The sequence below is a fragment of the Nocardiopsis sp. NPDC055879 genome (assembly GCF_053615935.1).
This window is the reverse complement of record NZ_JBSHCT010000024.1, coordinates 1,302-13,963: the sequence shown is the minus strand read 5'-3', so window position 1 is coordinate 13,963 and position 12,662 is coordinate 1,302. Positions and strand designations below refer to the sequence as shown.

14 protein-coding genes are annotated in these 12,662 nt (G+C 67.9%); 12 read left to right on the top strand and 2 right to left on the bottom strand.

What is annotated here, in order from left to right:
• Positions 1 to 11: 11 nt before the first annotated feature.
• Positions 12 to 401 carry a YgjP-like metallopeptidase domain-containing protein gene (locus tag ACWGKS_RS24385; RefSeq protein ID WP_358504306.1) on the bottom strand — a complete coding sequence of 130 codons (390 nt, stop codon included), beginning with the start codon at positions 399 to 401 and terminating at the stop codon, positions 12 to 14.
• Positions 402 to 521: 120 nt separating this feature from the next.
• On the opposite strand from ACWGKS_RS24385, the gene ACWGKS_RS24380 reads away from it, so the two are divergent.
• The 4 genes from ACWGKS_RS24380 to ACWGKS_RS24365 all read left to right on the top strand — a co-directional run bounded on the left by ACWGKS_RS24380 (position 522) and on the right by ACWGKS_RS24365 (position 5,234).
• Positions 522 to 1,634: an NAD(P)-dependent alcohol dehydrogenase gene (locus ACWGKS_RS24380; protein WP_358504303.1), complete on the top strand. Its 1,113-nt coding sequence runs from the start codon at positions 522 to 524 to the stop codon at positions 1,632 to 1,634.
• 267 nt (positions 1,635 to 1,901) lie between these two features.
• Complete coding sequence (locus ACWGKS_RS24375) at positions 1,902 to 3,293, top strand: glucose-6-phosphate dehydrogenase (RefSeq protein ID WP_358504300.1); 1,392 nt, start codon at positions 1,902 to 1,904, stop codon at positions 3,291 to 3,293.
• The gene (locus ACWGKS_RS24370) at positions 3,290 to 4,699 is read left to right on the top strand and encodes a sugar porter family MFS transporter (RefSeq protein ID WP_452524167.1); all 1,410 of its coding nucleotides are present in this window, start codon (positions 3,290 to 3,292) and stop codon (positions 4,697 to 4,699) included. The genes ACWGKS_RS24375 and ACWGKS_RS24370 overlap by 4 nt, the downstream gene beginning before the upstream one ends.
• A 103-nt stretch (positions 4,700 to 4,802) precedes the next feature.
• Positions 4,803 to 5,234: a cupin domain-containing protein gene (locus ACWGKS_RS24365; RefSeq protein ID WP_067597214.1), complete on the top strand. Its 432-nt coding sequence runs from the start codon at positions 4,803 to 4,805 to the stop codon at positions 5,232 to 5,234.
• A gap of 121 nt (positions 5,235 to 5,355) precedes the next feature.
• Here the strand turns inward: ACWGKS_RS24365 and ACWGKS_RS24360 are convergent, their stop codons facing one another.
• Positions 5,356 to 6,030, bottom strand: coding sequence for a GntR family transcriptional regulator (locus ACWGKS_RS24360; protein WP_452524165.1), 675 nt, complete (start codon positions 6,028 to 6,030; stop codon positions 5,356 to 5,358).
• 101 nt (positions 6,031 to 6,131) lie between these two features.
• Here ACWGKS_RS24360 and ACWGKS_RS24355 point away from each other — a divergent pair, with 101 nt between their 5' ends.
• The 8 genes from ACWGKS_RS24355 to ACWGKS_RS24320 form a co-directional block, all read left to right on the top strand.
• Positions 6,132 to 6,890, top strand: coding sequence for an HpcH/HpaI aldolase family protein (locus ACWGKS_RS24355; protein ID WP_452524163.1), 759 nt, complete (start codon positions 6,132 to 6,134; stop codon positions 6,888 to 6,890).
• Positions 6,890 to 7,690: a carbon-nitrogen hydrolase family protein gene (locus ACWGKS_RS24350; RefSeq protein WP_358504291.1), complete on the top strand. Its 801-nt coding sequence runs from the start codon at positions 6,890 to 6,892 to the stop codon at positions 7,688 to 7,690. The genes ACWGKS_RS24355 and ACWGKS_RS24350 overlap by 1 nt, the downstream gene beginning before the upstream one ends.
• A 3-nt stretch (positions 7,691 to 7,693) precedes the next feature.
• A complete protein-coding gene (locus tag ACWGKS_RS24345; protein ID WP_358504288.1) occupies positions 7,694 to 8,812 on the top strand; it encodes a C4-dicarboxylate TRAP transporter substrate-binding protein in 1,119 nt (372 codons plus the stop codon).
• Positions 8,809 to 9,390 carry a TRAP transporter small permease subunit gene (locus ACWGKS_RS24340; protein ID WP_358504285.1) on the top strand — a complete coding sequence of 194 codons (582 nt, stop codon included), beginning with the start codon at positions 8,809 to 8,811 and terminating at the stop codon, positions 9,388 to 9,390. Before ACWGKS_RS24345 ends, ACWGKS_RS24340 begins: the two co-directional genes overlap by 4 nt.
• Entirely contained in the window at positions 9,387 to 10,802 is a 1,416-nt protein-coding gene (locus ACWGKS_RS24335) for a TRAP transporter large permease (RefSeq protein ID WP_358504282.1), read from the top strand. The genes ACWGKS_RS24340 and ACWGKS_RS24335 overlap by 4 nt, the downstream gene beginning before the upstream one ends.
• A gap of 51 nt (positions 10,803 to 10,853) precedes the next feature.
• Complete coding sequence (locus ACWGKS_RS24330; RefSeq protein ID WP_358504279.1) at positions 10,854 to 11,501, top strand: RraA family protein; 648 nt, start codon at positions 10,854 to 10,856, stop codon at positions 11,499 to 11,501.
• Positions 11,502 to 11,736: 235 nt separating this feature from the next.
• The gene (locus tag ACWGKS_RS24325; RefSeq protein ID WP_358504276.1) at positions 11,737 to 12,369 is read left to right on the top strand and encodes a biotin transporter BioY; all 633 of its coding nucleotides are present in this window, start codon (positions 11,737 to 11,739) and stop codon (positions 12,367 to 12,369) included.
• Positions 12,369 to 12,662 (top strand): ATP-binding cassette domain-containing protein (locus ACWGKS_RS24320; protein ID WP_452524160.1); only part of this gene is annotated, 294 nt, incomplete at its 3' end. The genes ACWGKS_RS24325 and ACWGKS_RS24320, both read left to right, overlap by 1 nt.

Below are 12,662 nucleotides of genomic sequence, written 5' to 3'. Positions count from 1 at the left end.
GTGCTCCACCCTCACTCGACGGGGTCTACACCGAAGATACGCCCGGTTGGAGAGCGCTGTCGAGCGCCGTTGAAGTGCACGCCGGGGACCTGGTCGGTGACCTTCAACCGGTAGCGGCGGCCCAGGTAGTCGAAGCCCTCACCCGAGACGAACTCGCGCCGAGGTCGGCGTGAGATCAGCACGTCCTTGTCCGCCAACTTGTCCCGGACCCAGTGCCGTTTGCGTCGCACCCACTCCTGGACTCGTGCGCACTCGATGTCCTCGGGGACGTGCGGGATCAGGGATCCGTCCCGATCCACGGTGATCCCCGCCGTCTTGCGCCGTGAGGAGACCCGCACGGAGAAGACCAGCTCCTCCAGGTGCAGCCGTTCGGGAGGGTGGGTGTTCAGGGTCGCGGGCATGGTGACCAGGCTAGACCACATCGGATCACTCGGCGCGTCCTGCGGCCACCGCGTTCCCCCTGACGGAGAATGTGCCCGATCTCCCCTTCTCGGGGGACGGACGCAAGAGAGGACTCGGTCATGTCCGAAGCCAGGGCCGCGGTGGTCCATCCCGGTAGTGGCACCTTCACCTGGGAGGACGTCCGCCTGGAGGAACCCCGTAGCGACGAGGTCCTGGTCCGCGTGGTGGGTGTCGGGATCTGCCACACCGACCTGGCCACCCGCGACGAGCACCTGCACACCCCCCTGCCCGCCGTGCTCGGCCACGAGGGTTCCGGCGTGGTGGAGGCGGTGGGCGAGGGCGTCACCCACGTCTCGGCCGGCGACAAGGTCCTGCTCTCCTTCAGCTCCTGCGGGAAGTGCCGATCCTGCCGGCACGGACACCCCGCCTACTGCGTCGACTTCCTCTCCCTCAACTTCGACGGCAGGCGCCCCGACGGCACCACCCCGATCGGTTCCACCACGGGTGAGGCGATCGGTGGCCGTTTCTTCGGACAGTCCTCCTTCGCCACGTACTGCGTGGCCCACGCGCGCAGCGTCGTCCCGGTGGAGGCTGCCGACGAGGACGAACTCGCGATGTTGGCGCCGGTGGGTTGCGGGATCCAGACCGGTGTGGGGGCCGTGCTCCACGAACTCGACCCGAGCAGCGGGGACACGGTCGCGATCTTCGGAGCCGGAGCGGTGGGCCTGTCCGCGGTCATGGGGGCCGCGCTCACCCCGGCCGCGAAGATCATCGCCATCGACATCGTGCCCTCCCGTCTGGAACTGGCCCGTGAACTGGGCGCCACCCACACCATCAACGGCAAGGAGGAGGACACCGTCACGCGCGTCGCCGAGATCACCGGCGGCCGGGGACTCACCCACGCCCTGGAGAGCAGCGGGGTACCCGCGCTGCTTCGCCAGGCGGTCGACTCCCTGGCGGTGGGCGACGGTATGGCGGCCGTGGTCGGCGCGCCTCCCGTGGGCACCGACGGCACCTTCGACGTCAACTTCCTGCTCAACGGACGCACCATTCGTGGTGTGACCGAGGGAGACAGCGACGTCTTCGACTTCATCCCGGAACTGGTCGGGCTGTACCGGGCCGGACGGTTGCCCTTCGACAAGATGGTCCGCCTCTACGAGCCGGACCGGATCAACGAGGCCGCCACCGACGCCGCCGAGGGCCGCGTCCTGAAGCCGGTCCTGCGCCTGTGACGCCGACGCCCGTGTGAGCACACGGCGCGGAGCCGGCGGCTCGGCGCACAGGCGCACACCGGAGGGCGCGCTCGACGAGGTCGCGCGTCCCCCGGTCGCCAAGGTCACGGCGTACACCTTCGGCGGTCCGTCTGGATCGCCTCTTCATCACTATCTCGCGCGAACACCCCGACCTCGGTGCCGGACCGGAGACGGGCACGCCGTTCGCCCGATCACCGGGCGTCCGGGGCCGGCCGGTCCGGGGTTCGCCGGGTGAACGGGAGACCCATGCAAGACTCGGTGGAAGAATCGGTCCAGACCCTGATCATCCTGGGTGCGCAAGGCGACCTGACCCAACGTCTGCTCCTGCCCGGGTTGGGCACCCTGGTCGCCGCCGACGCACTGGGCGACCTCCTCCTCATCGGCAGCGGCCAGGGTGAGGGCACCGACGGGCAGTGGCAGGAGACGGTGGCCCGCGCGTTCGCGGACGGGGGTGTGAGCGGGCCCGACGTCGACACCGTCGTACGCAACACGCGCTACGTCCAGGCCGACGCCACCGACGAATCCGACCTGCGTCGACTCCTCGCCCGAGCCCGAGGCCGCGTCACCCTCTACTTCGCGTTGCCGCCCGCGGTCGTGGTCGGGAGCTGCCGGATCCTGGAACGCATCGGCGTCCCCGAGGGCACGCGCCTGGTGCTGGAGAAACCCTTCGGTACCGACATGGCCGACGCCATCGCGCTCAACGAGCTGCTCCACGCCCTGGTGCCGGAGGAACAGGTCCACCGGGTCGACCACTTTCTCGGTATGACGACGGTGCTCAACATCCTCGGCATCCGGTTCGCCAACCGGGTGATCGAACCACTGCTCTCCTCCGAGCACGTGGAGTCCGTCGACATTCTCTTCGAGGAGTCCCTGGGACTGGAGGGTCGGGCCGGTTTCTACGACGTCACCGGAGCCCTGCGCGACATGGTCCAAAGCCACCTGCTCCAGGTCCTGGCGATGGTGGCCATGGAACCACCCGGCACCCTGGACGCGCGCGACGAACGTGACGCCAAGGCCCGGATCCTGCGGGCCACTCGCGTGTGGCGGGACGATCCGGAACGGTTCAGCCACCGGGCCCGCTACACCGCCGGCACCGTCGAGGGCCGTTCGATGCCCGCCTACGTGGACGAGGACGGTATCGACCCCGAACGCGGCACCGAGACCCTGTGCGAGGTCGTGTTCGCGGTCCACACCTGGCGATGGCACGGTGTGCCGTTCCGGATTCGCACCGGAAAGGCGATCGGTTCGCCCCGCCAGGAGATCGTCTTTCGCTTCAAGGCCCCACAACACGTCCCCACCGGCCTCGTCGGCGACCTCGTCGAGAACCGGTTGCGTATCGGTCTGGGCTCTCGCCACATCGGGATGGACCTCAATGTGAACGGCCCGGGAGACCCCTACGACGTCTCACCGGTCACGTTGGCCACCGATTACGACCCCGGTGAACTGCTCGAATACGGCGAGGTGCTCCGAGGAGTGCTCTCCGACGAGATGCCCCTGTCGGTGCGCGGTGACATGTCGGTGGAGTCGTGGCGCATCGTCGAGCCGGTGCTGCGGGCGTGGAACGCCGGCCGGGTCCCCCTCCACCACTACCGGGCCGGAAGTACCGGCGCGGAGATCATGGAGAACCGGGAGCCATGAGCAGCCAACCGTTGAACACCCGTCCCAGGCAGCAGAGCCACTTCGTGGAGCTCACGCCCCAGGGACTCAGGACCGTCCGTAGATGGGCGATCGGGATCACCCTCGGTAGCTTCCTGTTCGGCTTCGACACCGGCATCATCTCCGGCGCGCTGCTGTTCATCCAGGAGGACTTCGAGCTCACGTCCTTCCAACAGAGCTCGGCCGTGAGCATTCTGTTGCTCGGTGCCGTCATCGGCGCGCTCGGCTGCGGGCGTATCGCCGACCGCTACGGGCGCCGTCCTGTCATGGGCGCCATCGGCGTCGTCTTCTTCGTCGGGATCATGGCCGCGGCCCTGGCCCCCGGATACTGGACGCTGGTGGCCGGCCGGTTCGTCATGGGCCTGGCCGTGGGCGGGGTGTCGGCCACGGTGCCGACCTATCTCGGCGAGATGGCGCCGGCGCAGATCCGAGGGCGCATCCTCGGCCTGAACCAGCTGTTCATCTCCGTGGGCCTGCTCGTCTCCTACCTGGTGAACTGGGCCCTGGCCGACGCCGGAATGTGGCGCCTGATGTTCGGGGTCGGTGCCATCCCCGCCGCGCTCCTGTTCATCGCGGCCGTGTGGTTGCCCGAATCGCCCACGTGGCTGATCCGCAACGACAGGACACAGCGGGCGCGGGAGGTCGTGGACAGCGTCGCCGAACCGGGTGGGTCGGACAAGGTGGTCGCCCGGGTCACCGAGGAACATCGCGAAGAGGAGGAGAGGGCCCGTAGGGGGTCGTCGAGTCTGTTCAAGGGCACGGCCCTGGCGGCGCTCCTGGTCGCCGTGGCCCTGGCCGCGCTCCAGCAGTTCGTGGGGATCAACACGATCCTCTACTACGCGCCGACGATCATGGGTCAGGCCGGGCTGTCGGCGTCGAACGCGATCTACTACTCGGTCTTCATCGGTGTGGTCAACGTCGTCATCACGCTGGTCGCGCTCAGCCTCGTGGACCGGATCGGCCGTCGCCCGCTGCTGCTCATCTCCCTGACCGGTATGTTCGTCTCCATCGGCCTGCTGGGACTGGCATTCAGCGTGGGCATGGCCCCGCTCTTCATGCTCGTGTTCATGATGGCCTACATCCTGTCGTTCGGTGTCGGCATGGGCCCGATCTTCTGGATCCTGCTCGGGGAGCTCTTCCCGACCGACCACCAGGCGACCGGGTCCAGCGTGGGCGCGACGGTGAACTGGCTGGCCAACTTCCTGGTGAGCCTGCTGTTCCTGCCGGTCATCGAACTCATCGGGCAGGGCCCCACGTTCTGGATCTTCGCGGCCATCTGTCTGGTGGGGTTGGTCTTCGTGGCCAGGTTCGTCCCCGAGACCCGGAATCGGGACACCGAAACGGTGAGCGCGGACCTGCGGAGGCGGTGGGGATTCTCGGACGGGTGAACCCGGTGGACCCCGGCCGTGCCTTCTTGGGTGCTTCACACGCTGGTGCCTAGGGTGAGGCAGGTCGGGAACTGTTCCACGCGTGACCCCAGGAGGTACGGCCGTGAGCGATGACTACACCACCGGGAAGGACCGGGGCGGGAGACCGTTCGTCGTCGACATCGAGGAGGCGAGCGTCGAGAACAGCCACTATCGACGCACGCTGTGGACCGGCGAGCACCTACAGCTCACCGTGATGAGCATCGCCGTGGGCGACGACGTCGGCTTGGAGGTCCATCCGGACAACGATCAGTTCCTCCGGGTGGAGCAGGGGAGTGGACGCACCGAGATGGGGCCGGCCGAGGACGATCTGAACTTCGTCCGGGAGGTCGAGGACGACGACGTCATCATGGTCCCGGCGGGGACCTGGCACAACGTCGTCAACACCGGTGACCGGCCGTTGAAGCTCTATGCGCTCTACGGTCCGCCGGACCACGAGCCCGGCACCGTGCATCCGGCGCACAAGGACGCGGAGAAGGACCCCAACGAGGACTGATCGGGGCATGCCGGGGGTCGACCGGGTCGCCGAGCGCCGGGCCGCTCGCCCATGGGGGGTGGGGGACCCGGCGTTCCAGGGTTCGGGCGAACCATGCCGATCGAGCGTCGATCGAGCCGGGTCACTCCGAGAAGGCTCGGACGAGTTCGGGCACCTCCTGGAGGTGCACGTTGAGGATCCTCGTGCTTAGGGCGGCATCGTGTGCGTTGAGCGCGGCCTCCAGTTCACGGTGTTCGCGCTCGATGATGGGGAAGCGTTCGGGGCCCTGCGTGATGGTGCGTACCGCCAGACGCACCTGTCGTGGTCGTAGGGAGTCGTACATCTGGGCCAGGACCGCGTTGCCCTGATGTTGAACGATGCAGGAGTGGAATCGCTGGTCGAGTTGGGCGAACTCGTTCCAGTCCTGGTTCCGGCCGGCGGTCTCCAGTGCTTCGATGAGCTCCGGGGTTTCGGGGGGAGCGCCCAGACGGCGATCGCAGATCTTGCCGATGGCGTTGGCCTCGATGACGAAACGGGCCTGATAGATCTGGCGCATCTCCGTGGCGGTGACGACCCGGACCTGCGCGCCACGTCGAGGCACGAGGTCGACGAAGCGCTCGGCCTGGAGACGGTGGAGCGCTTCACGCACCGGTGTTCGGGAGGTGCCGACCTCCCTGGCCAGGACCGCCTCGTCAAGGAATTCGCCCTCGGCGAACGTGCCGGCCAGGATGGCGGCCCCGATCATCTCGTATGCGCGCTCCCGTGCGGACTGTCGAGGTTTGCTACCCCCGGTTGCGATGCTGTTTTGATGTGACACAGAGCCCACCCTACCTTTACACAGCCTGGATGCTCCGTGTATACAAGGTGTCCACACCAGATATTTAGCGGTGTGCGTCACATCCTTTGAAGGGAAGCACCTTGAGCGCGCAAATGGACAAGCGGCATGCGGTCTGGCTCTCCGAGCCCTCCGCGGCGGCGGTGGAGATGGCGAACCTCGCCGGATACGGCACGGTCGTACTCGACATCGAGCACGGGACGTTCGACCTGGCGGCCCTGGACTGGATCATGCCGCTCATCCGTTCCAAGGGCATGGACGTCATCGCGAAGGTGTTGGGACCGGAACGGGGCCCGATCCAGCAGGCCCTGGACCTGGGAGCCAACATCGTGGCCATCCCGCACGTGGAGTCGGCCGCCCACGCCAAGGAGGTCTGCGGATTCGCGAAGTTCCCCCCGCTGGGCGACCGGTCCTTCGCGGGCGGCCGGACCTCCGACTTCCGGGGCTTCACCGACGAGTGGGTCACCCGGCAGGACACCGAGACGCGGTGCTACCCCATGATCGAGGACGCCTCCGCGCTGGAGGAGATCGATGAGATCCTCGCCCTGCCCATGGTCGACGGCATCTTCATCGGTCCCTCGGACCTGTCGCTGCGTCGTGACCGTGGCGCCTACACCGCCGGCGAGGAGGACCTGGCGGACCTGCGCCACCTGGCCCGCGCGGCCCAGGCCGCCGGCAAGCCGTGGGTCCTGCCCGCCTGGAGCGACGCGGAAAAACGTCTCGCGGTCGAGGAGAATGCCGAGACCATCGTGACCACCATGCAGTACGGAGCGCTGCTGTCCGGGTTCACCGGAGCGCTCGACACCCTGCGAAACATCGAGAACGAGCTGAGGAGCCGTTGATGTCCCTGAACGTTGCAGTCGTGCAGTTCGCGCCCGCCGAGGACAAGGCCGAGAACCTGGCCGAGATCGAGCGGATGCTGCGTGAGGCCGCCACCGGTGGCGTGCGCCTGGCCGTGCTGCCGGAGTACGCGGTGTTCACCGCCCCCGCGATGGACGATCGGTTCGTCGACAGCGCCGAGCCGCTCGACGGTCCGGCGGTCTCGCGCCTGCGCGCCCTCAGCGCCGAACTCGACCTCTCCATCATCGCCGGCGTGAACGAGACGGCCACCGGTGGCCGTATCCACAACACCCTCGTCGGTATCCAGGACGGCGAGGTCAAGACGGTCTACCGCAAGGTCCACCTCTACGACGCGTTCGGCTACAAGGAATCCGACCGTGTCCTGGCCGCCGACCCGCAGGAGCCGCAGATCCTGGAGGTCGACGGTTTCAAGGTGGGCATGCAGACCTGCTACGACCTGCGCTTCCCGGAGGTCTCGCGGATCCTCGTGGACGCCGGCGCGGACATCATCGCCCTGCCCGCCGAATGGGTTCCCGGTCCTTTGAAGGAGTACCACTGGAACACCCTGGTGCGGGCCCGGGCGATCGAGAACACCGTCTACGTTCTCGCCGCCGACCAGAGCGCCCCGACCGGCGCCGGCAACAGCGCCGTCGTGGACCCGATGGGGATCGCCATCGCCACCGTCGGTGAGGCCCCGGGCATCGGCAAGGCCGTCGTCGAACGTGACCGGCTCGACCACGTCCGCAAGGTCAACCCCGCCCTGACCCTTCGTCGCTACGGCGTGGCCCCAACAGGAGCGTGAGACATGAACGCAGGCGCAAGACGTGCCCGAGCCGGTGGTTCGGTATCCCGTGCCACCGGACTCCTGGCCTCGGGCGCGGCCCTGGCGGTACTGACCGCGTGTAGCGGTACCGCTCTGGGCGACGACACCTACGTGTTGCACTACACGACCTATTCCAACGCCACGTCGGACCAGTCGCGTACGGCGCAGCGGTGGGCGGAACAGGTCGAGGAACTCACCGACGGTGGTGTCACCGTTCGGCTCCACTACTCGGAGAGCCTCGTCGGCGCGGAGGAATCGGCCCAGGCGACCCTGGACGGCCGCGCGGACATGGCTCAGGTCGGGTCCATCTACGCGGCTTCGGACCTGTCCATGTACACGGTCATCGAACTGCCGTTCGAGACCGACAACCCCGAGGTACAGATGACCGCGATCGAGCGGTTGTACGAGGAGAACGAGACCTACCGGGAGGACTTCGACCGTCAGGGCGTCCGGCCGCTCTTTCCGATTCCGCTCGGTATCGCGGCTATCGGGTTGAAGGAGGAGGCCGAGAGCCTCGACGACCTGAGGGGAAGGAGCATCCGGGCCGGCGGCCTGACCTCGGACGTGATGCTCACCGCGGGCGCCAACCCCATCGGCATGACGGCCAACGACATCTACGAGTCGATGAGCCGTGGTGTCGTGGACGGCTACACCTCGCTGGCCCTGGCGAATCTGCCCACCTTCGGGCTGTCGCAGACCACGCCCTACCTCATGGACCCCGGCATCGGTGCGTACGCATCCTCGATCGCGGTCATCAACGAGGAGCTGTTCCAAGGCATGCCCGAGGAATACCAGGAGGCGCTGTTGGAGGCCTCCGCCCAGGGCATCTCCATCGGCTTGGAGGAGATGGACGCACTCGGTGAGGTCTCCTGCCAGGAGATGACCGAGAGCGGGACGGAGTTCCTCTCCCTTCCGGAGGAGGAGACCTCCCGGTGGAAGGAGGAGTCGGGCGTCGCGGAGAGTTGGGTGTCGCGTTACGAGGACCGCGGTTACGACGCGCAGTCCGTGCTCGACGACTACCGGCGGATCATCGAGGAGGAGACCCGGGTCTCCGACTACGTCAGCCCGCTCGCCGCTTGCATGGAAGGACGGCAAGAGTGAGCCGCATCAGCTTTCCACGGCCGGTGAGAGGGACCTCCACCGCGTTCAACATCGTCGCCGGACTCCTGCTCCTGGCCCTGATGTTCCTGACCGTCGCCGACGTGGTCGGGCGCGGTGTGTTCGGTCAGTCGGTCCTGGGCACGGTGGACATCTCGACACTGCTCCTGGTGACCATCGCCTTCCTCGGGTTGGCCTCCGCCGAGATCGACGGAAAGCACGTCTCCGTCACCCTCGTCGAGGCGCGCCTCGGTTTCAGGACGCGCATGGTCCTCTCCGGGATCAGGTTGGTCCTGATGCTGGTCCTGGGCGTCCTCATCGTCTGGGGGATGGGCGAGGTCCTGATCAGCGCCTATGAGCGTGGGGAGACGACCAACGACATCCTGCGGTTGGCCACGTGGCCGGCCAAGCTCGTGCTCTTCCTCTCCTTCCTCCTGTTCTTCGTCATGGCGGTCTGGAAGGAAGTCCTCGAGTTCCGCGCGTTCCGTTCCGGTGAGGTGCTGGAGAGCAACGAGGTGGACGCCGCCATCGAACAGGCCCACTCCGCCGCACAACACAAAGACAGCGAGGGCACCCCATGACCGCTGCGACACTCTTCATCGTCATCGCGGTCCTGGCGCTCTTCCTCGGACTGCTCGCGATCCGGTTCCACGTGGGACTCTCCCTCATGGTGGCGGGCCTGGTCGGCATCGTCCTCATGCGTGGGACCGACGCCGCGGTCAGCACGGCGGCCAACCAGCCGTTCTCGACCTCGGCCGACTACTCCCTGACGATCATCCCGCTGTTCATCCTCATGGGTGTGTTCGCCGTCCACGCCCGGCTGGCCCAGGCGGGGTTCGACCTCGCCTCACGGGTGCTGCGCCGGTTCCCGGGAGGCGCCGCGCTCGCGTCGCTGTCCGGATCGGGTCTGTTCGCCGCGGTCACCGGATCCAGTGTCGCGACCGTGGCGACCATGGCCCGGGTGTCCACCGACGCGATCGTCAAGGCCGGCCACGGGATCCGTCTGGCGGCCGGAGTCGTCTGTGCCGGCGGCACCCTGGGTGTGCTCATCCCGCCGTCCATCGTGCTCGTCCTGTACGGCGTCGTCACCGGGGAGAGTATCGGGGAGTTGCTCCTGGCGGGCATCGGCCCAGGCCTACTGACGATCCTCCTCTACGGGATCACCATCGTGCTGATGGTCCTGGCCGCCCGCCGCAAGCGGGACCGGGCCAACGCGTCGATGGAGAGGGAACCGGCGATGGCCGGTGGGTCGTCGGCGTCGGCCACGACCACTTCGGAGACCACCGTGGCCGCCGAGGGGGAGGCCACAGGTGAGGGCACCCCGGAGCCCAAACTCGACCTGTTCGGGTTCATGCTCCTGGTGGTCATCTTCATGGTCTCCATCGGCACGATCTACCTCGGTCTGGCCACCGCCACCGAGGCGGCCTCCTTCGGTGCGGTGTCCGCGTTCGTCATCCTGCTCATCCGCACCAGGCCGCCCCGCTGGATGAGCGCGATCAAGGAGTCGGTCACCGAGGCAGTCGGACTGACCGCCATGACGTTCCTGCTCATGGCCGGCGCCGGGGTGTTCACCTACTTCCTCGCCCTGTCCGGGGCGAGCACGGCGGTGGTGGACGCGGTCCTGGCCGCCGACCTGGAACCCTACGTCGTGCTGGTGCTGTGCCTGCTGTTGTTGCTGCCGCTCGGCATGTTCCTCGACGGGATCTCGATGATCCTCGTCGCGGCGCCCCTGCTGCACCCGATCCTGAGCGGATACGGCTTCGAGGGCCTCTGGCTGGGCGTCCTCATCGTGAAGGTCGCCGAGATGGCGCTGATCACGCCTCCGGTCGGGATGAACGCGTTCGTCTACTCGGGCGCGGTCCCCGAAGCGGGTCTGGGACGGATCTTCCGCGGCATCGTGCCGTTCATCATCGCCGACCTGGTGGTCGTGGCCATCCTCATCATGGTGCCCGACATCGTCACCTTCATCCCCGAGCTTTCGAGCGCGAAGTGAGCCACCGCTCCTCGAAATCCTTGAAACAAGCACCCTGAGAAAGGAACAGTCGTGTTCGTCGTCAACGACATGCCCGAACAGATCGATGGTCGGATCGTCACCGAACTGGAGAAGACGTGCGTCTCGACGCTCGGTCATCTTCGGGACCACGGCTTCGCGCTCGGTCTGCAGCCGAACAGGCGCCCGCTCAAGTTCGTCGGTACGGCGGTCACGGTGCGCATCCCGCACCTGGACTCCACCGCCGTCCACATGGCGGTCGACATGCTGCGCCCCGGCGACGTGCTGGTCGTGGACCAGTCCGGTGACCGACAGCGCTCGTGCTTCGGCGGACTGGTCTCCTACACGGCCAAGGCCCGAGGTGCGGTGGGAGCGGTGATCGACGGGTCGATCAACGACCACGACGAGACCCTGGCCTACGACTTCCCGGTGGTCTCGCGTGGATTCAGCCCGCTGACCACCCGCATCGGCGGGATCGAGGGCGCGATCAACGTGCCGGTCACCATCGCGGGCGCGGTCGTGCACCCGGGTGACGTCGTCTTCGCGGACTCCGACGGCGCCGCCTTCCTCACACCTGAGGAGGCGGTGGGCCTGGGCGACCTGTTGAAGGCCAAGGAGGACGCCGAGATCCCGGCGCGGGAGTCGATCTCGGCCGGTGGATCCCTCGCGGAGTTCTCCGGGGCGGCCACCTACCTTCCCTGAGAAACGCTCCCACGGGAGCTCTCACCCGGGCCCCGGGCGCGGGGCGGTTCACACCGTCGCGCGCCCGGGGCCCTCGTCATGTTCTCCGGGCCGGCCCCGGGTCGCCCCGCGACGTTGACGGAAGTCCACAACACCTCCGCCCGGCTTCTGTACGCCCCGGCCACTGCCTCGAAGGCCCCGGTATCGGACAATGGGGGACGACCACCTCCCACCACCTCCCCGAGAGGATCCACCCATGCCCGACACCGGGACCAGGAAGCACGTCCGTCACCGCGGTCTGACCGCCCGTGACCTGGCGCTCATCGCGATCTTCGCGGCGCTCATCGCCGCGATGAGCGTCACCGTCGCCATCCCATTGCCGTTCTCCCCGGTGCCGATCACCCTCCAGACCCTGGGCATCATGCTCGCCCCGAGTCTCCTGGGCTGGAAGCGCGGAACCCTCGCCGTGGTCGCCTTCCTCGCCCTGGGCCTGGCCGGTCTGCCCCTGTTCGCGGGTGGTCGCGGCGGACTCGCGGTCCTGGCCGGACCCTCCGCCGGGTTCATCGTGAGCTGGGTGTTCGCGGCCCTGGTCATCGGCCTGCTCACCGACCTCATGGTCCGCGGCGGCAAGTACCGCTTCTGGCAGGGGCTGCTGATCAACGCCCTGGGCGGCATCATCGTCATCTACGCCATCGGAGTCCCGTGGATGGGGGTCGTCCTGGGCGACGGCGTCCTGGCCACCGCCACGGCCATGGTCGCGTTCCTGCCCGGTGACGTCGTCAAGGCCGTGGTGACCGCGCTCATCGCCGCCACCGTGTTCCGCGCCTACCCCATCCCGCCGGCCGGTCGCCCGGTCACCTCCGGTACGGAGACGGGGAAGAACACCTGATGATCCGCATCGAGGGGGTCTCCCACTCCTACGACGACCGCGCGGTCCTGCGCGCGATCACCCTGGACCTGGCGCAGCACCGCATCGGTGTGATCGGGGCCAACGGATCGGGCAAGTCCACGCTCGCCCGCACCCTCAACGGACTCGTCCTGCCCGACGAGGGCCGTGTGTCGCTGGGGGAGTGGGACACCCGCCGGCACGCCAAGCACATCCGACGCCGCGTCGGCTTCGTGTTCTCCGACGCCGCCAACCAGATCATCATGCCGACGGTCGTGGAGGACGTGGAGATCGGG